This window comes from Streptomyces sp. G45 (genome assembly GCF_049542095.1).
Classification (GTDB): Bacteria; Actinomycetota; Actinomycetes; order Streptomycetales; family Streptomycetaceae; genus Streptomyces.
Genome location: NZ_JBMUZU010000001.1, coordinates 6,730,265 through 6,750,641, shown reverse-complemented (window position 1 = coordinate 6,750,641; position 20,377 = coordinate 6,730,265). Strand labels below are relative to the sequence as shown.

The following is a 20,377-nucleotide window of genomic DNA, read 5'->3' as shown; positions in this document are numbered from 1 at the left end:
CCGCCCCGCACCCTCGCTGCCATGGTCTTCTCCCAGCGCATGGCGGCCCTCGCCGCCGTCGTGGCGATTCCCCTCGGCATCGCCGTGACGAGCTACGTCCTCACCGACAGCCCCTCCTCCCCCAAGGTCCCGCCCAAGGTCGAACTGGAGAGCGGCTCCCCGTCGGCGACACCGGACACGCCCCGGCCCACGCCCAGCGACCGGGTGGTCTCCCCGCCCCCGGTCGGCGACGGTTCGCCGTCCGGCGATGGGAGCGCGGACGACAGGCCGGGCCAGGGGGACACGGGCGCCGACGGGGGCAAGGCCGGGCCCGGCGGGTCGGGCGGCACAGGTGGCTCTGGAGGCTCGGGTGGGTCAGGGGGCTCGGGTGGCTCGGGTGACGACGACGGGGACGACGGACCCGGCGGAGACGACGACGGCGACGACGACGGCCCGGGCGACGACGGCTGAGATGGCAGAGACGGCGGAGACGACCGGGTCGGCTGGGTCGGCTGGGTCGGCTGGGTCGGCTGGGTCGGCTGGGTCGGCCGACGGGACCGGGCACGCTGACGCGGCTGGGCGGGCTGACGCGGCCGGGCACGCCGAGGCGCGGGAAGCCGCCGGGACGACCGGGGCGGCAGACACGGCCAGCGCGAGCGAGCAGGCCGAAGCCACAGAACACCCCAACACGGCCAGGCACCCCCACACGGCCACGCGCACCGACGCGGCCAGGCACGCTGACACGGCCAGGCACGCCGAGGCGACCGGGCGGGCCGAGGCGCGGGAAGCCGCGGGGACGATCAAGACGGCAGACACGGCCAAGGCGAGTGAACAGGCCAAAGCGACAGAACACCCCAACACAGCCACGCGCACCGACACGGCCAGGCAGGACGACACGGCCAGGCGCGCTGACACGGCCAGGCACGCCGACACGGCCAGGTACGCCGAGGCGGTAGAGGCCGCCGGTACGACCAAGACGGCAGACACGGCCAGAGCGAGCGAGCAGACCGAAGGCCCAGGACACGCCAACACGGCCGGACGCGCCGACACGGCCAGGCACGCCGAGGCGGTAGAGGCCGCCAGGACGGCCGGGGCGGCAGACACGGCCAAGGCGAGTGAACAGGCCAAAGCCACAGAACACCCCAACACGGCCACGCGCGCCGACGCGCGGGAGGCCACCGGGACGGCCGACTCACGTGCGGCCGAGGCGCGTGCGGCCGGGTCGCGTGCGGCCGAGGCCCGGGCGGTCGGGCCCGACGCCGGTGCGCGGCGGCGTGTCCCGGCGCGTGTCCGTATCGTGTTGTGGCTGCTGCTCGTGATGGCGGTGGCGCTCGCCGCCGTCGCCGCCACCACCCGCTCGATCCTGCTGCGCGACGTCGACCAGCGGGTCAGCCGCCTGCTGACGCAGGAGACCGGCGAGTTCACCAACTTCGTCGACCAGGGCGTCGACCCCAGGACCGGCACGCGCTTCACCGACCCGGCCCGCCTCCTGGAGGTCTTCCTCGAACGCCAGTACGCGGACCCCGACGAGGAGCTGATCGGCCTGGTGGGCCGCGAGGGCCAGGGGCCCGCCCAGTTCACGCAGCGCCGCGAGCTGTCCGTACGCCACCCGCTGCGCGACGACGGCCGGGCCCGCCGGGAGATCTTCGCCGCCGAGGGCTCCACCGGCACCCTGAAGCGGGCGTCCGGCGAGGTGCGCTGGGCGAAGGTGGAGGTGGCGCGGCACGGCGACGAGCCGGACGCCGCGTTCGTCGTCGCCTTCCACCCGGCCGCCGAACAGGCCAAGGCCGACGACGTCTTCCGCATCCTGCTGCTCATCTCCGGCGTGGCCCTGCTGCTGACCACGGGCGTCGCCCTGCCCGTCGCCGGGCGCATCCTCAAGCCGGTGCGCCTGGTCCGCGCCGCCGCCGCGCAGCTCACCGAGCAGGACCTCACCCGGCGCATACCGGTGCGCGGGCACGACGACATCGCCGCCCTCGCCGAGACGTTCAACGGGATGCTGGACCGCCTGGAGCGGGCCTTCGCCGCGCAGCGCGAGTTCGTCGACGACGCCGGGCACGAGCTGCGCACCCCGATCACCATCGTGCGCGGCCACCTGGAGCTGATGGGCGACGACCCGGCGGAGCGCGAGGAGACGATCCGCCTGGTCACCGACGAGCTGGACCGGATGAGCCGCATCGTCGAGGACCTGCTGCTGCTCGCCAAGGCCGAGCGCCCCGACTTCATCGCCCCCGAGCCCGTGCAGCTCGCCGAACTCACCGCCGACGTCTTCGTCAAGGCCCGCACCCTGGGCGAGCGCGACTGGCAGCTCGCCGAGGTCGCCGACCGCGAGGCCGTCCTGGACCCCCAGCGCATCACCCAGGCCATGGTCCAGCTCGCCCAGAACGCCGTGCAGCACACCACCCACGGCCAGCGCATCCGCGTCGGCTCCCGCGACACGGCCACGGGCACCGAGCTGTACGTCGCCGACAGCGGCCCCGGCGTGCAGGAGCAGGACGCCGAGGTCATCTTCGAGCGCTTCCGGCGCGGCACCGCCCGACGCGGCGCCCGCACCAGCGGCGCGGGCCTCGGCCTCGCCATCGTCCGGGCCATCGCCGAGGGCCACCACGGCCGGGTGTGCCTGCGCCCCACCGAGGGCGGCGGCGCCACCTTCGTACTCGTCCTGGAGGACCAGCAGCCATGAAGGACCCGCAGCAGTGAACCGCATCCTGATCGTCGAGGACGAGGAGCGCATCGCCTCCTTCGTCGACAAGGGCCTGCGCGCCAACGGCTTCACCACCACGATCGTCGCCGACGGAGACGCCGCGTACGACTACGCCCTCACCGGCGGCTTCGACCTGATCCTGCTCGACATCGGCCTGCCGGGCCGGGACGGCTTCACCGTCCTGCGCGAGCTGCGCGAGGCCCGCGTGACGGTGCCGGTGATCGTGCTGACCGCCCGGGACTCCGTACGGGACACGGTGGCCGGTCTCGAAGGCGGCGCCGACGACTGGATGACCAAGCCGTTCCGCTTCGAGGAACTGCTCGCGCGGGTGCGGCTGCGGCTGCGTACGGCGGCCAGGGCGCCGGAGGTGACGGTGCTGCGGTCGGGCACGCTCTCCCTGGACCTGCGCACCCGGCGGGCCCGCGCCGGGGAGCGTGTGGTGGACCTGACGGCCCGTGAGTTCGTGCTCCTGGAGCTGTTCCTGCGCCACCCGGGGCAGGTCCTGTCACGCGAGCAGATCCTGTCCCACGTGTGGGGGTACGACTTCGACCCGGGGTCGAACATCGTGGACGTCTACGTGCGGGCGCTGCGCAAGAAGCTGGGCGCGGACCGCCTGGAGACGGTGCGCGGCATGGGCTACCGGCTGCCCGCGTGAGCCCGACCGGGCGCGTGAAGTTTCCTTCATGTGCGGCTCATTGAGGGCTCACCGCGCCGCTGAACGCTGGAGGGCGTGACAGCGACCCCGCGGCAACTGACCGTCCTGTGCCTGGCCTTGAGCCTGTGCGCCCTGCTCGCCGTCCCCGGCAACTTCCCGGGCCTCGGCGGCGACGCGCGCCTCACGCTCTGCGTGTTCACGCTCGCGACCTGCGCCTGGATCGCCACCCCGATCGACGACACGTACATCGCGCTCGGCGCCGGACTCGCCCTCACCGCCACCGGCGTGATCAGCAGCGACACCCTCTTCGGCACCCTCGGGGACGCGACGGTGTGGCTGCTGATCTGCGCGTTCGTGCTCGCCGCCGCGGTGGCCCGCAGCGGGCTCGCGGGGCGGGCGGCGGCGTTCCTGGTCAGCGGGGCGCGCAGCGTGCGGCAGCTGACGCACCTGACGACCGCCGCGCTCGTCGTGACGGCGTTCGCGGTGCCCGCCACGTCCGGCCGCGCCGCGCTGGCGCTGCCCGTCTTCCTGGCGCTCGCCAAGGTCCTCGCCGACCGGCGGCGCCTGGTGGTGATGCTGGCGCTGCTGTTCCCGACCGTGATCCTGCTGTCGGCGGTGGCGACCCTGATCGGCGCGGGCGCGCACCTGATCACGGTGTCCGTCCTGTGGGAGAGCACCGGGGACGAGATCGGCTTCACGAAGTGGCTGCTGCTGGGCCTGCCGCTGGCGATCGCCTCGTCCCACCTCGCGGCGGAGGCCGTGCTGCTGACGACGACGCGCCGCGCGGACCGCACGGGCCCGGTGGCGATCACCGCCGAGCAGATACAGGAGCACAGCGACCGCCCGGTCACCGGCCCCTGGGAGCCCGCCGAGACGCGCTGCGCGCTGCTGCTCGCCACGGTGGTCGCCCTGTGGTGCAGCGAGCCGCTGCACCGGGTGCCGCCCGCGGTGGTGGCGCTGATCGGCGCGGTCGTCGCCGCGTCCCCGGCGCTCGGCACCGTACGCCTGAAGGACGCCCTGAAGACCGTGCCGTGGTCGCTGCTGCTGTTCATGGCCGCGACCATGGCCATGGGCGTCGCGCTCGCCGAGTCGGGCGCGGCACGCTGGCTGGTGTCGGGCCTCCCCGGCGACCTGCCGCCCTGGCTGTTCCTGACCGTCGTCATCGCCGTCAGCACGGCGGCCCACCTGGTGCTCCAGTCGCGCTCGGCCCGCTCGTCGGTGCTGGTGCCGCTGGTGGTGGCCGCCGCCGTCGGCGCGGGCGTGAACCCGGTCGCGGCGGCGCTCGCCTCCACGGCGGCCGCCGGGTTCTGCCACACCCTGCCCGCGTCCGCGAAGCCGGTGGCCCTGTTCGCCGACGTCCCCGGGGTGCCCACCTACACCTCCCGTGACCTGCTGCGCCTGTCCGCCGTCCTGGCACCCCTGACGGCCGCGCTCGTGCTGCTGTTCGCCGTCGCCGTCTGGCCCCTGCTCGGCGTGCCGGTCACCCGCTGAACCCCCTCCCCCGCTCCAAGGAGTACGCCCATGTCCCTGACCCGAGTCGCCGTCGCCCCCAGCGGCTTCAAGGAGTCCCTGTCCGCCGAGTCCGCCGCCGAGGCCATCGCCGCCGGGGTGCGGCGCGTCCTGCCCCGCGCCGAGGTCGACCTGATCCCGCTGGTGGACGGCGGCGAGGGCACCGCGAAGGCGCTGGCGTCCGCGACCGGCGGACGCCTCGTGGCGCTGCCCGCGACCGGCCCCGTGGGCGAGCGCATCGGCACCCACTTCGCGCTCCTCGGTACCGGCACCGCCGTCGTCGAGATGGCCGCGGCGGCCGGGCTCAGCCTGGTGCCGCGCGACCTGCGCGACCCGGGGGCGACGACCACGTACGGCGTGGGCGAGCTGATCCGCGCCGCCCTCGACGCGGGCGCCCGCCGTATCCTCGTCGGCTGCGGCGACTCCGGCACCTCGGACGGCGGCGCGGGCGCCCTCCAGGCCCTGGGCGCCCGGCTGCTCGACGCCGACGGCTGGGAACTGCCGCACGGCGGACGGGAGTTGCCGCGCCTGCACCACATCGACACCAGCCGCCTCGACCCACGCCTGGCGGACACCGAGCTGCTGGTGGCCTGCAACCCGCACAACGTCCTGTGCGGCGAGCGCGGCGTGGCCCGCGTCTTCGGCCCGCAGAAGGGCGCCACGCCCACGCAGGTGGAGGAGCTGGCGGCGGGCCTCGAACGCTGGGCGTACGTCCTGACCCGCGACCTCGGCGTCACCTCCGACCTGTACCAGGGTCCGGGCACCGGCGCGTCCGGCGGCCTCGGCGCGGGCCTCGCCGCGCTCGGCGCCCGGCTGCTGCCCCGCTTCGACGTGCTGCTCGACCACCTCGACCTGGACGCCCGGCTCGCCCGCGCCGACCTCGTCGTCACCGCCGAGGGCGCCCTGGACCACCAGACGCCGCGCGGCAAGGTCCCCGCCGAAGTGGCCCGCCGCGCCAAGCGGTTCGGCCGCCCGGTGCTCGCGCTCGCGGGCACCATCGGGGAGGGCGCGCACCTGGTGCGGGCGGCGGGCGTGGACGCCTACAGCGCCATCCTGCCCGCGCCGGTGACGCTCACCGAGGCCCTGAACCGGGGCAGCGAGTTCCTCACCGACGCCACCGAGCGGGCCCTGCGGATGATCGTGCTGGGCGCGGGCCTGCCGGATCAGGCGGCCGCGGGCCCCGCTTCGGTGTCGGGCACGCAACGGCCGTCCTCGGTGCGGTAGTTCCACCGCGCGCCGTCGCTGACCAGTTCCCTGACGGCGCGCACGAACCGCTCGATGTGCTCGTCGGGGGTGCCCGCGCCGAAGCTCACCCGGATGGCGTTGAGCGAGCGCTCGCCGGGCGCGGCCTCCGGGGCGCCGCACTCGCCGGGCTCGTCGGGCTCGCTGCCGAGCAGGGTGCGCACCAGCGGGTGGGCGCAGAACAGGCCGTCGCGCACGCCGATGCCGTACTCGGCGGACAGCGCGGCCGCGAAGTGCGAGCTGTTCCAGCCGTCCACGACGAACGAGATGACGCCCACGCGCGGCGCGTCGTCCCCGAACAGCGAGAGGACCCGCACCTGCGGCACCTCGGCGAGCCCGGCCCGCACCGCGCGGATCAGCTCCCGCTCCCGCTCCACCAGCGTCTCGAATCCGGCCTCCTGGAGGGCCTTGCACGCGGAGGCGATGGAGTAGACGCCGATGACGTTGGGCGAACCGGCCTCGTGCCGGGCCGCCGAGTCGTGCCACTCGACGTCCACTCCCCCGTCGGCGCGCCGCGTCACCTTGCGCGAGGCGCCGCCGCCCGCGAGGTAGGGCTCGGCTCCGCGCAGCCAGTCGGCGCGCCCGGCGAGCACGCCGGAGCCGAAGGGCGCGTACAGCTTGTGCCCGGAGAAGGCCACCCAGTCGACGTCCAACTCCCGTACGGAGACGGGGTGGTGGGGCGCGAGCTGGGCGGCGTCGAGGACGATGCGGGCGCCGTGCGCGTGGGCGGCGGCGGCCAGCTCGCGCACCGGCCACAGCTCACCGGTGACGTTGGAGGCGCCGGTCACGCACACCAGGGCGGGCCCGTAGGGGTCGCGGTCGGCGAGGGCGCGCTCCAGGGTGCGCACGGCCTCCTCGTGGGTGCGGGGGGCGTTCAGATAGGTGACGCGGGCGTCGCGCCAGGGCAGCAGCGACGCGTGGTGCTCGGTCTCGAAGACGAAGACCTGGCAGTCGGCGGGGAGGACGGCGGCGAGCAGGTTGAGCGAGTCGGTGGTGGACCGCGTGAAGACGACCTGGTCGTCGTCCCGGCAGTCCAGGAAGTCGGCGACGGTCTTGCGGGAGTTCTCGAACAGGTCGGTGGACAGCTGCGACAGATATCCGGCGCCCCGGTGCACGCTGCCGTAGTACGGCGCGTACGCGGCCACGTCGTCCCACACCCGTTGGAGCGCCGGGGCGCTGGCCGCGTAGTCGAGCGCGGCGTACGTCACCTCGCCGCCGGTGACGAGCGGGACGGTGACGTCCCGGCCGAGGACGGGCAGCGGAGCGGCGCAGCAGGGGTCGGCGGACTCGGCGGCGGACGCGGTGACGGCGGTGGTGGCAGACATGGCGAACTCCCGTAAGAGGCAGGCGAGATCACGGCGCCGGACATCGGTCAACGCGACCGGTCAACGGCACAGGAGAAGGTGAAAAGGGGGTGCGGGAAAAGGGGCCTGCGGCCCTATCGCATTCGCTGGCTCACAAAAAAGCTCCTCGACGACCAGGACCCCTGGTGACGCGAGGGGTCCGCGCTTGCCGCGGACCTTGCTGTCCACGGCCTGGTCTTCACCCGGGGCACCCCGCCACGGACGGAGGGTTGCCGGACAGCGGGCCGGGGCCGTAACGCTGTCGCTCATGACCTGGGAAGAACTTACGCCAGCTGATCGTCGCGGCGCAACCGGCCGTCCGGATCCTGGACCGCGATGAGGGCGCACGGCACCGCCGGACACGCCGGTGGGGGGTTGCTCGCCGTCGCGGCGGATGGTGGGCGCCCTCGCCCGCTACCCGCCCCGCACCACTTCTCGCCGCGACGGCGCTCGGCCCCGACGGCGCGACCCGGCGGAGCCGAGCGCGCCGGAACCCGCCGCGACTAGCGGTTGCTGGCCGCCACCCAGCGCGCCAGTGCCTCCCGGGCCGCGCCCGAGTCGATGGACTCCGCGGCCCTGTCCATCCCGGCGCGGATCTGCTCCGCGAGCGGGCCCTCGCCCTGGTCCAGGGCGACCAGGGCCGCCGCCGAGTTCAGCAGGACCGCGTCCCGCACGGGCCCCTTCTCGCCGTCCAGCAGGCGCCGCGCGACCTCCGCGTTGTACGAGGCGTCGGCGCCCCGCAGCGCCTCGACGGGCACCAGGTCGATGCCGACGTCCCGGGGGTCGAAGGCCTCCTCGCGGACGTGCCCGTCGCGCACCGCCCACACCCGGGAGGTGGCCGTGGTGGTCAGCTCGTCCAGGCCGTCGTCCCCGCGGAAGACCAGCGCCGACGAGCCGCGCTCGGCGAGCACGCCCGCGAGGATCGGCGCCATCCGCGCGTCCGCGACGCCGGTGGCCTGGGCGCGCACCTTCGCGGGGTTGGTCAGCGGACCGAGGAAGTTGAACGTCGTACGGATACCGAGTTCGCGCCGCGCGGGCGCCACGTGCCGCAGCGCGGGGTGGAACTTCACCGCGAAGCAGAAGGTGATCCCGGCCTCCTCCGCGACCTGCCGCACCCGCTGCGGCGTCAGCTCCAGGTTGACGCCGAGCTTCTCCAGGACGTCGGAGGCGCCGGACGCGCTGGACGCCGCCCGGTTGCCGTGCTTGACGACCTTGGCGCCGGTCCCGGCGACGACGATCGCGGACATCGTGGAGATGTTCACCGTCTTGGCGCCGTCGCCGCCGGTGCCGACGATGTCGACGCTGGGGCCCGGCACGTCGATCACATGGGCGTGCGCGTACATCGCCCGGACCAGGCCGGTGATCTCCTCGACGGTCTCGCCCTTGGCGCGCAGGGCCACCGCGAAGCCCGCGATCTGGGCGTCGGTGGCCTCGCCGCGCATGATGCGGTCCATCGCCCAGGCCGTGTCGTCGGCGCTCTGGTCGCGCCCCTCCAGCAGTCCGTTCAGCACGTCGGGCCAGGAACGGCCCGCCGCGGTGTCGCCTCCAGCGGGGGTCACAGCGCTCATAGCCGCTCCTGGGTACGTAGACGGAAGACACCCCGGCCTCGTCGGGGGTGGGTCCACCCTATCCAGCCCCGAGCACGGCAAAGAGCCCCGTCCATGCACTGGACGGGGCTCTCGCCGTGGCGACCTGGTGGCCGGAGCGTCAGCGATCAGTGGTGGCCGTGGCCACTGGTGATCTCCTTGTACTCCTCGGCCGTGGCCTTCGGGATCTGGCTGTCCTCGCCGTACATGCCCTTGGACAGCTTGGCCCGCAGCTTCTCCGAGCCCTTCACCTTGCGGCGCACACCGTTCTCGTCGACCGTCGGGCCGATCTCGATCGGCTTGTACTGCTCGTGGGCGGTGAGGGTGTGCAGCTGCTCCTGGTCGAGCGGCTCGTGCACCTCGATGAACTCACCGTGCGGCAGGCGCTTGATGATGCCGGACTCGCGGCCGTGCAGCACCTTGTCCTTGTCGCGCCGCTGGAGGCCCAGGCAGATCCGCTTGGTGACGATGAACGCGATGACCGGTCCGACGAAGAAGAAGATCCGGACGAACCAGGTGATGGCGTTGATCGACAGGTGGAAGTGGGTGGCCCACAGGTCGTTTCCACCACCGACCAGCATGATGAAGTACGCCGTGATCCAGGCGACGCCGAACGCGGTGCGCGTCGGGGCGTTGCGCGGGCGGTCCAGGATGTGGTGCTCGCGCTTGTCGCCGGTGACCCAGGCCTCGATGAACGGGTAGACGGCGATGGCCGCGAGGACCAGCGGGAAGATCACCAGCGGGATGAACACGCCCAGGACGAGCGTGTGGCCCCAGAGGTTGATCTCCCAGCCCGGCATGACGCGGATCAGGCCCTCGGCGAAGCCCATGTACCAGTCGGGCTGGGCGCCGGTGGACACCTGGTCCGGACGGTACGGGCCGATCGCCCAGATCGGGTTGATGGAGGCGATCGCCGCGATGACGGCGATGATGCCGAACACCAGGAAGAAGAAGCCTCCGGCCTTGGCCATGTAGACCGGCATCAGCGGCATGCCGACGACGTTCTTGTTGGTCTTGCCCGGGCCCGGGTACTGCGTGTGCTTGTGGTAGACGACCAGGATGAGGTGCGCCACCACGAGGCCGAGCATGATGCCCGGCAGCAGCAGGATGTGCACCGAGTAGAACCGGCCCACGAAGTCGCCGCCGGGGAACTCGCCGCCGAACAGGAACATCGACAGGTACGTACCGACGATCGGCACGGACAGGACCGCGCCCTGCATGAAGCGGACACCGGTGCCGGAGAGCAGGTCGTCCGGGAGCGAGTAGCCGGTGAAGCCGGTGAACATGCCGAGGACGAACAGCAGGAAGCCGAACAGCCAGTTGACCTCACGCGGCTTGCGGAACGCGCCGGTGAAGAACACGCGCATCATGTGCACGAACATGCCCGCGAGGAAGATCAGCGCCGCCCAGTGGTGGATCTGCCGGATCAGCAGGCCACCGCGCACATCGAAGGAGATGTGCATGGTCGAGTTGAACGCCTCGGACATCAGCTGGCCCTGCAGGGGCACGTAGCTGCCGTGGTACTCCACCTCGTTCATCGACGGGTGGAAGAACAGCGTCAGGTACACACCCGTCAGGATGATGATGATGAAGCTGTAGAGGCAGATCTCGCCCAGCATGAAGGACCAGTGGTCCGGGAAGATCTTGCGCATGTTGGCCTTGGCCAGGGAGTAGATCCCCAGGCGGCCGTCGGCCCAGTCCGCGACCCGCTCACCCGCGGGCGCTTTCTTGCGGTTGTCGGCCGACGTGGTCGGCGACGTCGTATCGGTGCTCATCCGCGCTCCCAGAAGGCAGGACCGACGGGCTCTTCGAAGTCGCCGAGCGCTTCGAGGTAGCCCTCCTCGTCAACGCCGATGCGCAGCTGCGGCAGTGCGTGACCGGCCGGGCCGAAGATCACTCGGGCACCGTCGGAGAGGTCGAAGGTGGACTGGTGGCACGGGCAGAGGACGTGGTGCGTCTGCTGCTCGTACAGGGAGATCGGGCAGCCCACGTGGGTGCAGATCTTGGAGTACGCGACGATGCCCTCGTGCGACCAGGCCAGCTCGCGCTTGTCCTTGATGTCGTCGGGCTGCAGCCGGACGATCATCAGGGCCGCCTTGGCGATCTGGGTCTGGAAGTCGTGGTCGTGCTCCTCCAGGCCGTCGGGCTTGGCGAAGGTGAGCGAACCGACGGCGACATCCGAGGGACGCAGCGGCTCGTTGGTGTTCATGTTCACGAGCCGCTTGCCCTTGGCCCACAGCGTGTGCCGCAGCTTGTCCTCCGGCAGCGGACCGAGGTCGCGCAGCAGGACGACACCCGACAGCGGTACCAGGGTCAGGGCGCCGAACATCGTGTTGCGGATGAGCTTGCGGCGGCCGAGCTGGGACTCCTTCGCGCCCTGCGCGAAGTCCTCCAGGACCTTGGCCTTGACCTCCGGCGCGGCCTCGATCGGGTGCCGCTCGTCGGCGACCTCCACGTCGGACATCAGGGTGCGGGCCCAGTGGACCGCGCCCGCGCCGATGCAGAAGAGCGCGATGCCGAGGGTCATGCCGAGCGCGAAGTTCAGCGCGCTGATGTGCCCGATCGGCCAGATGTAGACGCTCTTGTCGACCGGGAACGCCACGTAGGAGGCGATGAAGCCGATGGTGGCCAGCATCGACACCGTGAACAGCAGGGCGACCGTGCGCTCGGAGCGCCGGGCGGCCCGCTCGTCGATGTCCTGGACGCGGTGCTCGTGCGGCGGCAGGCCGGGGTCCGCGAACGGGTCCGCGTCGCCGGAGGTGTCCGCGACCGCTACCGCGCCGTGCGCGGCCTCCTGCTCGCTGGGCAGGTTCTCTTCAGGGGTTTCTTGGCTGCTCATGACTTCTTGGCCTTTGCGGTCCGGGCGGCGACCCATACGGCGGCCGCGATCAGCGCACCGAGGCCGAAGATCCAGGCGAACAGGCCCTCACTGACCGGTCCGAGACCGCCCAGCTTGAGGCCGCCCGGGCTCTTCGTCTTCTCACCGTTGACCGCGTCGATGTACGCGATGATGTCCTTCTTGTTCTTCTCCGGCATCGTCGTGTCGGGGAAGGACGGCATGTTCTGCGGGCCGGTCTGCATGGCCTCGTAGATGTGCTTCTTGCTGACGCCCTCGAGGCTCGGCGCGAACTTGCCGTGGGTCAGCGCGCCACCCTCACCGGTGAAGTTGTGGCACTGGGCACAGTTCGTGCGGAAGAGCTCACCGCCCTTGGCGATGTCGGCGCCCTTCGGGTCGACCTGCTTGTCGGTCGGCACGGCGGGACCGGCGCCCAGGGAGGCGACGTACGCGGCGAGCTGGTCGATCTGCGCCTGGTTGTAGATGACCTTCTTCCTCGGCGCCTGGGCGCCCTGCTGCTGCAGCGGCATGCGGCCGGTGCCGACCTGGAAGTCGACCGCGGCGGCGCCGACGCCAACCAGGCTCGGACCGTCGGAGGTGCCCTGACCGCCGGTTCCGTGGCAGCTGGAGCAGCCCACGGCATAGAGCTTCTTGCCCTCTTCGATGGCGAGGGACTGAGCGGTTTCGTCGGCCTGCGCCTTGTCCGCCGGCGCGAACGCGGCGTACAGCCCCCCGGTGGCCGCCAGCGCGAGGAGTAGGACGACGACCGCCGCCAGCGGATGGCGTCGTCGTGCGGAGAGCTTTTTCACGGATTACCCCGGTGTCAGGATCTTCTGCGTCGATGCTTCTGGACTGTGTCGGTGGGCCACTGCGGCGCGTCGCTCATCTCTTGGACGGACGAGGCTCGCCGGTTGTGACACGCCGATTACTTGATCATGTAGATCGTGGCGAAGAGGCCGATCCAGACGACATCGACGAAGTGCCAGTAGTAGGACACGACGATGGCGGCGGTCGCCTGCTCGTGGGTGAACCTACGGGCCGCGTACGTACGGCCGAGGACCAGCAGGAAGGCGATGAGACCACCCGTCACATGCAGTCCGTGGAAACCGGTGGTCAGGTAGAACACCGAGCCGTAGGGGTCGGACGAGAGCGAGAGGCCCTCGTGCTTGACCAGCTCGGTGTACTCGAAGACCTGGCCGCCGATAAAGATCGCACCCATGACGAAGGTGACGATGAACCACATCCGGAGCTTCTTCACGTCACCGCGCTCGGCGGCGAAAACGCCGAGCTGGCAGGTGAGGGAGGAGAGCACCAGGATCGTGGTGTTGGTCGCCGAGAACGGGAAGTTCAGGGCATCGGCCATTTCCTTCCAGTGATCGGGACCCGTCACCGATCGCAGGGTGAAGTACATCGCGAAGAGGGCCGCGAAGAACATCAGCTCGGAACTCAGCCAGATGATGGTTCCGACGCTGGTGAGGTTCGGTCGATTGACCGGCGGGTGCGCGTGCCCGGTGTCTACTGTCGTTGCTGTCGCCACGACCGACATTATGTCGGTCGCTTATCCCGCCCTCACCCCGGGGGGTCCCGTTCGGAGTGTCTGCGGCGTGTGTCCTGCCCGGATGGCCCATCGGAGCGCTGTCCGAACCAGTGTTGACGAGGTGTCGGGAGGAGTAGCATCCGCGCGAGATCCCCTCGACGATGCGGAGGAAGCATGCAGCCGACCGCCACGGTGCTGATCTACAGCGACGACGCGAGCACCCGAGAGCAGGTCCGCCTCGCCGCGGGGCGCAGGCCCGCCAGCGATGTCCCAGAAGTCCGCTTCGTCGAGTGCGCGACGCTCCCGGCGGTGCTCAGCGAGCTGGACAAGGGCGGCATCGACGTCTGCGTCCTGGACGGGGAGGCCGCGCCCGCCGGGGGCATGGGCGTGTGCCGCCAGATCAAGGACGAGGTGTTCCAGGCCCCGCCGGTGCTGCTGCTCATGGGACGGCCGCAGGACGCCTGGCTGGCCACGTGGAGCCGTGCCGAGGCCGCGGTGACCCTGCCGGTGGAGCCGGTGGAGTTCGCCTCCGCCCTGGCTTCCCTGCTGCGGTCCCGGGCCGCTCTGAGCGCCTAGCGGCTCGGGCTCCTCCGCCGTCCGGCGGGCGCGGGTCTCGTGTGGTCGCTCGCGCCGTTCCCCGCGCCCCTTCGGGGCGCGGGTCTGCCCCGGCGCGCTTCAGACGGCCTGGGGGCGCAGGCGGGCCGTCTTCTGGGCCTTCTTGGCGGCCTTGGTGTCCTTCTGGAGGGCGCTGCCCTTGCGCCACTCCTTCCAGTCGACGTTCCAGTCGCCGTAGCCGTTGCCGAAGTGGTCCATGTCGGCACCGGCGCTGCCCACGACCTCCACCAGGTCGCCGGGGCGGACCGTCTCGTAGAACCAGGCGGCGTCGCCGGTGCTCATGCCGGTGCAGCCGTGGCTGGTGTTGGCGTAGCCCTGGGAGCCCACCGACCAGGGCGCGGCGTGGACGTACTCGCCGCTGTCGGTGACCCTGGTCGCGTAGTAGACCATTTTGTCGTAGAAGTCCGATGCGCCGATGCTGGCGCTCGTCATCCGTACGACGTACTCCTTGCCCAGCACGACCTTGATGCCGTTGCGCGTGGAGTAGCCGGGCTTGCCGGTGGTCACCGGGATGGAGTTGATCTCCTCGCCGTTGCGGTAGACCGTCATCCAGTGCGACGAGGCGTCCGTCACGGCCACGATCCGGTCGCCGGTGGTGAGCTTCAGGGGCTTGGTGTCGGCGCCCCAGAGCCGGTCGGTGACCTTGACGCCCTCCAGGTTGCTGCGCACCGTGATGGTGGCGTGGGTGGGCCAGTACTCCTTGGGGCGGTAGTGCAGCGTCCTGCTGTCCACCCAGTGCCAGGAGCCCTCCGCGGCGGGCTGCGACTGGACCTTCAGGGCCCGCTCGACGACGGCCCTGGCCTCCTTGGCCCTGACCGGGGCGCTGAGCTTCGCCGTGACGGGCTGGCCGACGCCGTACTTGCCCGCCTCGGGGCCGAAGGTGACCTTCAGGCGCCGCTTCTTCTCGGGCTCGCGGGTGTCGAAGGTCATGACCTTGCGGCCGGGGGCGCCCTCGTCGTCCTCCGTGCTGACCCGCAGCGTGTAGTGGGCGCCCGCCGCGAGCGGCGCCGTGCTGTGCCAGCGGGAGCCGTCGGCGGACAGCTCGCCCGCCACGTGGCGGCCCATCTGGTCGGTGGCCGTGACGTCCGTGATGCGCCCGTCTCCGCCCTCCGCGGTGACCTCCAGGGGCTTGTCCGGGTCGGCCTTCCGGCCGCTGCCCGCGGGGCCGTTGAAGGCGATCTGGCTCGCCGCGTCGTACGGCTTCGCCGAGAGCGGATGGCCGTCGGAGCCACAGGCCGCGGTGCCCGCGCCGAGGGCGACCACCAGCAGGGTGCAGCTCAGTACCGTGCGGATTCGCGGTGAGTGGTTCATGACCACACGGTATGAAGGTTCACCCGGTCCAGCGCGCCGAGTGACCCGTACGAGTTCGCCCGGACGGCCGCACACCGAACGGCCGAACGCGGCAGGGCTGGGCTTCGGCCGTCCGGACACGCCGAAGGGGCCCGGACGCTCCTGACGGAGTGTCCGGGCCCCTCGGGCGCGCTGCGGCAGACCTACTGGTTCTGGTTCTCGCCGCGGTAGTACTCGAAGACCCAGCCCCACAGGCCGATCAGGATGATCGGGGCCGAGAAGTACAGCAGCCACCAGCCGAAGACGACGCCCATGAAGGCGAGCGCGCCACCGACGGCCAGGGACAGCGGCTGCCAGCTGTGCGGGCTGAAGAAGCCCACCTCTCCGGCCTCGTCCGCGACGTCCGCCTCCTTGTTGTCCTGCGCGGAGGCGTCGACCCGCCGGGCCGTGAAGGCCAGGTAGTAGCCGATCATGATGCACAGGCCGAAGGCCAGGAAGAGCGCGGTGGTTCCGGCGGGCTCCTTCGACCACCAGCCATACACGATGGCCATGATCAGTACGAAGACGCTCAGCCAGATGAACATCTTGCCCTGGATCTTCACTTGCCGGCCTCCTTGCCGCCAGCAACCGCAGCCTTCTCGCCGTGACCGGCGTTCTCCAGCTGGTCGAGCGCGGCGATCTCAGGGTGGTGCAGGTCGAACGCCGGGGATTCGGAGCGGATCCGCGGCAGGGTGAGGAAGTTGTGCCGCGGCGGCGGGCAGGACGTGGCCCACTCCAGGGAGCGGCCGTAGCCCCACGGGTCGTCGACCTCGATCTTCTTGCCGTACTTGGCGGTCTTCCAGACGTTGTAGAAGAACGGCAGGATCGACAGGCCGAGCAGGAACGAGGAGATCGTCGAGATCGTGTTCAGGGCGGTGAAGCCGTCGGCGTCCAGGTAGTCCGCGTAGCGTCGCGGCATGCCCTCGGCGCCGAGCCAGTGCTGCACCAGGAACGTGCCGTGGAAGCCCACGAACAGCGTCCAGAACGTGATCTTGCCGAGCCGCTCGTCCAGCATCTTGCCGGTGAACTTCGGCCACCAGAAGTGGAAGCCGGAGAACATCGCGAACACCACGGTGCCGAAGATGACGTAGTGGAAGTGCGCGACCACGAAGTACGAGTCCGAGACGTGGAAGTCCATCGGCGGCGAGGCCAGGATGACACCGGTCAGACCACCGAAGGTGAAGGTGATCAGGAAGCCGATCGCCCAGAGCATCGGGGTCTCGAAACTCAGCGACCCCTTCCACATCGTTCCGATCCAGTTGAAGAACTTCACGCCCGTTGGCACGGCGATGAGGAACGTCATGAAGGAGAAGAACGGAAGCAGTACGCCACCGGTGACGTACATGTGGTGCGCCCACACCGTCACGGAGAGACCGGCGATCGCGATGGTCGCGCCGACCAGGCCCATGTAACCGAACATCGGCTTGCGCGAGAACACCGGGATGACTTCGGAAATGATTCCGAAGAACGGCAGGGCGATGATGTACACCTCTGGATGGCCGAAGAACCAGAAGAGGTGTTGCCACAGCAGGGCGCCGCCGTTGGAGGCGTCGAAGATGTGGGCGCCGAACTTGCGGTCCGCCTCCAGGGCGAACAGCGCGGCCGCGAGGACCGGGAAGGCCAGCAGGACCAGGACACCGGTCAGCAGCACGTTCCAGGTGAAGATCGGCATGCGGAACATCGTCATGCCCGGAGCGCGCATGCAGATGATCGTGGTGATGAAGTTGACCGAGCCGAGGATCGTGCCGAAGCCGGAGAACGCCAGACCCATGATCCACATGTCGGCGCCGATACCCGGGGAGCGGACCGCGTCCGACAGCGGGCTGTAGGCGAACCAGCCGAAGTCGGCGGCGCCGTTCGGCGTGAGGAAGCCACCCACCGCGATGAGCGAGCCGAACAGGTACAGCCAGTAGGCGAACATGTTCAACCGCGGGAACGCCACGTCCGGCGCGCCGATCTGCAGCGGCATGATCCAGTTCGCGAAGCCCGCGAACAGCGGCGTCGCGAACATCAGCAGCATGATCGTGCCGTGCATCGTGAACGCCTGGTTGAACTGCTCGTTCGACATGATCTGCGTACCCGGGCGGGCGAGCTCGGCGCGCATGAAGAGCGCCATGACGCCGCCGATGCAGAAGAACGCGAACGACGTGACCAGATAGAGCGTGCCGATCGTCTTGTGGTCAGTGGTGGTCAGCCACTTGACGACGACATTGCCCGGCTGCTTGCGCCTGACCGGCAGCTCGTCCTCGTACGAGGACTCCGCCGCCGCGGCACCCTGGGGTTCGTTGAGGATGCTCACAGTTGGTTCGTCTCCCGGTTCTTCTCGTGGCCCGTCTGCTCGATGCCGGCCGGGATGTAACCGGTCTGGTTCTTCTTCGCGAGCTCTTCGAGGTGCTTCTGGTAGCGCTCGGGAGAGACGACCTTGACGTTGAAGAGCATCCGGGAGTGGTCGACGCCGCAGAGCTCGGCGCACTTGCCCATGAAGGTGCCCTCCTTGTTCGGAGTCACCTCGAAGGCGTTGGTGTGGCCCGGGATCACGTCCTGCTTCATGAGGAACGGCACCACCCAGAAGGAGTGGATGACGTCACGCGAAGTGAGGACGAAGCGGACCTTCTCACCCTTGGGGAGCCAGAGGGTGGGGCCGGGGTTGCCGTTCTGCGGGTTCCGCTCGCCCGGCGTGCCGACCTCGTAGACACCGCCCGCGTTGGCCGGGAAGTCCTTACGGAAGCGGTCCGGGATCGCCGAGAGGTCCTTGGAGGTCCTGGCGTTGTCCTTGTTGGAGCCCGGCACGTTCTCGATGTAGTTGAAGCCCCAGCTCCACTGGTAGCCGACCACGTTGATCGTGTGCTTCGGCTTGTCGGAGAGCTCGAGGAGCTTCGACTCGTCACGAGCGGTGAAGTAGAAGAGCACCGAGACGATGATGAGGGGCACCACCGTGTACAGCGCCTCGATGGGCATGTTGTACCGCGTCTGCGCCGGTACCTCCACCTTGGTGCGGCTGCGCCGGTGGAAGATGACGCTCCACAGGATCAGGCCCCAGACCAGCACGCCCGTGGCGAGCGCAGCCGCCCACGAGCCCTGCCAGAGGGAGAGGATCCGCGGAGCCTCCTCCGTGACCGGGGTCGGCATACCCAGGCGGGGAAAGTCCTTGTATGTGCAACCGGTGGCGGTTACCAGGACCAGGCCCGCAGTCAGTGCCTGCAGCAGCTTCCGCCGCATCGGGCGCCGCGGCGAGCGGTCGGAGCCGTTGGGACTCACGTAGCGCCTTCCCGAGAGTCTCGCCCGCGCGGTCGGCTGCGGCCTTCTCGCTGGTCGGTCGCCGCCCTGCGTCGGGCAGGGGTTTGGATGTTTATGCGGACCAAACCCTACTGGACGCTATTTGGGGTCGCGCGGGGAGGGTGCCTAACGCGCCGCGGGTCACTCTTTAAGGGTGGGATGCCCCTCCGGCGAGCGGTATCTGACGGAGGCTCGGGCGCCCAATAGCTCGGGAGGATCTCCGGGGTCGGCGGGTGCGGGTTCGTCGTGGTGGCTCGCGCAGTTCCCCGCGCCCCCTCCGGGGCGCTTCCCTGGCTGGACGACTTAGCGTGTCCCCGTGTCCTACTTCGACGTCGCCTCGTCCGCTCCCCTCCACCCCGTCGCCCGGCAGGCGCTCCAGGCCGCGCTCGACGAGGGATGGGCCGACCCCTCGCGCCTCTACCGGGAGGGGCGGCGGGCGCGGATGCTGCTCGACGCGGCCCGGGAGGCGGCCGCCGAGGCCGTGGGGTGCCGGGCCGACGAGCTGACCTTCACCTCTTCGGGGACGCGGGCGCTGTACGACGGGATGGCCGGGGCGCTCGCCGGGCGCCGCCGGGTGGGGCGGCACCTGGTGGTGTCCGCCGTGGAGCACTCCGCGGTACTCCATTCGGCCGCCGCCCACCAGGACGCGGGCGGGGCGGTGACCGAGGTCGCCGTGGGCCGGTCCGGGGCGGTGGATGCGGATGCGTACGCCGCCGCGCTGCGCGAGGACACCGCGCTGGCCTGTCTGCAGTCCGCCAACCACGAGGTCGGTACGCGGCAGCCGGTGGCCGAGGTCGCCGAGGCGTGCCGGGCGGCCGGGGTGCCGCTGCTTGTGGACGCGGCGCAGTCGCTGGCGTGGGGGCCGGTGGACGGGGACTGGTCCCTGCTGGCCGCGAGCGCGCACAAATGGGGCGGACCGGCGGGGGTCGGGCTGCTCGTGGTGCGCAAGGGGGTGCGGTTCGCGCCGCGGGGGCCGGTGGACGAGCGGGAGTCGGGGCGCGCCGCCGGGTTCGAGAACATCCCGGGGATCGTGGCGGCGGCGGCCGCGCTGCGGGCGGTGCGGGCCGAGGCGGCCGGGGCGGCGGCGCGGCTGCGGGAACTGACGGAGCGGATCCGGGCGCGGGTCCCGGAACTCGTACCGGACGTGGAGGTCGTCGGCGACCCGGTGCGGCGCCTGCCGCACCTGGTCACCTTCTCCTGTCTCTATGTCGACGGGGAGTCCCTGCTGCACGAGCTGGACCGGGCGGGCTTCTCCGTCTCCTCCGGGTCCTCCTGTACGAGCAGCACGCTGACGCCGAGCCATGTGCTCAGGGCGATGGGGGTGGTCAGCGAGGGCAACGTGCGGGTGTCGCTGCCGCTGGACGCGGACGCGGCGGAGGTGGAGCGGTTCCTTCGGGTGCTGCCCGACGCGGTGGCCGGGGTGCGCGCGAAGCTGGGCGCGCCGTCGGCCGGGGCGGGCGCCGGGACGGCCGACTCGCTGACCGTGGACGCCCTCGGCGAGCGCTGCCCGCACCCCGTCATCGAGCTGGCCAAGGCCCTCCCCCGCGTCCGCGTCGGCGGCACGGTCACCGTCCTGGCGGACGACGAGGTGGCGGCGGTGGACATCCCGGCGTGGTGCTGGACGCAGCGGCAGGAGTACGTGGGCGCGGAGGCGCGCGGCCACGGGGCCGCCTATGTGGTCCGGCGGCTCGTGTAGCCCTCTTCTCCCACCCGCCCGCCCCGAAGAGGGGCGGGCGGGTGGAGAAATCCGCCGCGGAGCGGCGGAG

Annotated in this window: 16 protein-coding genes, 1 pseudogene and 1 riboswitch; of the genes and pseudogenes, 7 read left to right on the top strand and 10 right to left on the bottom strand. The window is 71.2% G+C overall.

The genetic code is table 11. The features are described from left to right. Nucleotides 1-21: 21 nt before the first annotated feature. From ACOBQU_RS28510 to ACOBQU_RS28490, 5 genes and pseudogenes are all read left to right on the top strand, one after another. Nucleotides 22-297 (top strand): annotated as a pseudogene (locus ACOBQU_RS28510) (small secreted hydrophilic protein); the annotation flags it as partial. A 1,000-nt stretch (nucleotides 298-1,297) separates the two neighbouring features. After that, entirely contained in the window at nucleotides 1,298-2,662 is a 1,365-nt protein-coding gene (locus tag ACOBQU_RS28505; protein ID WP_423634766.1) for an ATP-binding protein, read from the top strand. A gap of 13 nt (nucleotides 2,663-2,675) precedes the next feature. Continuing rightward, nucleotides 2,676-3,338 carry a response regulator transcription factor gene (locus ACOBQU_RS28500; RefSeq protein WP_423630837.1) on the top strand — a complete coding sequence of 221 codons (663 nt, stop codon included), beginning with the start codon at nucleotides 2,676-2,678 and terminating at the stop codon, nucleotides 3,336-3,338. A gap of 75 nt (nucleotides 3,339-3,413) precedes the next feature. After that, complete coding sequence (locus ACOBQU_RS28495) at nucleotides 3,414-4,829, top strand: SLC13 family permease (RefSeq protein WP_423630836.1); 1,416 nt, start codon at nucleotides 3,414-3,416, stop codon at nucleotides 4,827-4,829. A 30-nt stretch (nucleotides 4,830-4,859) separates the two neighbouring features. Continuing rightward, nucleotides 4,860-6,071: a glycerate kinase gene (locus ACOBQU_RS28490; protein WP_423630834.1), complete on the top strand. Its 1,212-nt coding sequence runs from the start codon at nucleotides 4,860-4,862 to the stop codon at nucleotides 6,069-6,071. Here ACOBQU_RS28490 and ACOBQU_RS28485 read toward each other — a convergent pair. From ACOBQU_RS28485 to ACOBQU_RS28460, 6 genes are all read right to left on the bottom strand, one after another. Beyond that, nucleotides 6,011-7,414, bottom strand: coding sequence for an aminotransferase class V-fold PLP-dependent enzyme (locus ACOBQU_RS28485; protein ID WP_423630832.1), 1,404 nt, complete (start codon nucleotides 7,412-7,414; stop codon nucleotides 6,011-6,013). The two genes, ACOBQU_RS28490 and ACOBQU_RS28485, sit on opposite strands and share 61 nt — an antisense overlap. A 175-nt stretch (nucleotides 7,415-7,589) precedes the next feature. Continuing rightward, nucleotides 7,590-7,706: riboswitch (SAM riboswitch) on the bottom strand. 229 nt (nucleotides 7,707-7,935) lie between these two features. Then, nucleotides 7,936-9,000, bottom strand: a complete 1,065-nt coding sequence (gene trpD / locus ACOBQU_RS28480; protein WP_423630830.1) for an anthranilate phosphoribosyltransferase — start codon at nucleotides 8,998-9,000, stop codon at nucleotides 7,936-7,938. A gap of 146 nt (nucleotides 9,001-9,146) precedes the next feature. Next, nucleotides 9,147-10,793 carry a cytochrome b gene (locus ACOBQU_RS28475; RefSeq protein ID WP_423630828.1) on the bottom strand — a complete coding sequence of 549 codons (1,647 nt, stop codon included), beginning with the start codon at nucleotides 10,791-10,793 and terminating at the stop codon, nucleotides 9,147-9,149. Beyond that, nucleotides 10,790-11,857: a Rieske 2Fe-2S domain-containing protein gene (locus ACOBQU_RS28470; protein ID WP_423630826.1), complete on the bottom strand. Its 1,068-nt coding sequence runs from the start codon at nucleotides 11,855-11,857 to the stop codon at nucleotides 10,790-10,792. The genes ACOBQU_RS28475 and ACOBQU_RS28470 overlap by 4 nt, the downstream gene beginning before the upstream one ends. Next, on the bottom strand, nucleotides 11,854-12,663 hold the full coding sequence (locus ACOBQU_RS28465; RefSeq protein WP_423630824.1) for a c-type cytochrome: 810 nt from the start codon (nucleotides 12,661-12,663) through the stop codon (nucleotides 11,854-11,856). Before ACOBQU_RS28465 ends, ACOBQU_RS28470 begins: the two co-directional genes overlap by 4 nt. Nucleotides 12,664-12,779: 116 nt before the next feature. Further along, nucleotides 12,780-13,400, bottom strand: coding sequence for a cytochrome c oxidase subunit 3 (locus ACOBQU_RS28460; RefSeq protein WP_423630822.1), 621 nt, complete (start codon nucleotides 13,398-13,400; stop codon nucleotides 12,780-12,782). Between the two features lie 165 nt (nucleotides 13,401-13,565). Between ACOBQU_RS28460 and ACOBQU_RS28455 the strand changes: the two genes are divergently transcribed. Continuing rightward, a complete protein-coding gene (locus ACOBQU_RS28455) occupies nucleotides 13,566-13,967 on the top strand; it encodes a hypothetical protein (RefSeq protein WP_423630820.1) in 402 nt (133 codons plus the stop codon). 99 nt (nucleotides 13,968-14,066) lie between these two features. On the opposite strand, the gene ACOBQU_RS28450 is transcribed toward ACOBQU_RS28455, so the two are convergent. From ACOBQU_RS28450 to coxB, 4 genes are all read right to left on the bottom strand, one after another. Beyond that, nucleotides 14,067-15,317: an Ig-like domain-containing protein gene (locus ACOBQU_RS28450; RefSeq protein ID WP_423630818.1), complete on the bottom strand. Its 1,251-nt coding sequence runs from the start codon at nucleotides 15,315-15,317 to the stop codon at nucleotides 14,067-14,069. 182 nt (nucleotides 15,318-15,499) lie between these two features. Next, nucleotides 15,500-15,898, bottom strand: a complete 399-nt coding sequence (locus tag ACOBQU_RS28445) for a cytochrome c oxidase subunit 4 (protein WP_190135597.1) — start codon at nucleotides 15,896-15,898, stop codon at nucleotides 15,500-15,502. Continuing rightward, nucleotides 15,895-17,634, bottom strand: coding sequence for a cytochrome c oxidase subunit I (ctaD, locus tag ACOBQU_RS28440; RefSeq protein ID WP_423630816.1), 1,740 nt, complete (start codon nucleotides 17,632-17,634; stop codon nucleotides 15,895-15,897). Before ctaD ends, ACOBQU_RS28445 begins: the two co-directional genes overlap by 4 nt. Beyond that, nucleotides 17,631-18,593, bottom strand: a complete 963-nt coding sequence (coxB, locus tag ACOBQU_RS28435; protein ID WP_423630814.1) for a cytochrome c oxidase subunit II — start codon at nucleotides 18,591-18,593, stop codon at nucleotides 17,631-17,633. Before coxB ends, ctaD begins: the two co-directional genes overlap by 4 nt. 334 nt (nucleotides 18,594-18,927) lie before the next feature. Between coxB and ACOBQU_RS28430 the strand changes: the two genes are divergently transcribed. Further along, nucleotides 18,928-20,307, top strand: a complete 1,380-nt coding sequence (locus ACOBQU_RS28430; RefSeq protein ID WP_423630812.1) for a cysteine desulfurase/sulfurtransferase TusA family protein — start codon at nucleotides 18,928-18,930, stop codon at nucleotides 20,305-20,307. Nucleotides 20,308-20,377: the final 70 nt, after the last annotated feature.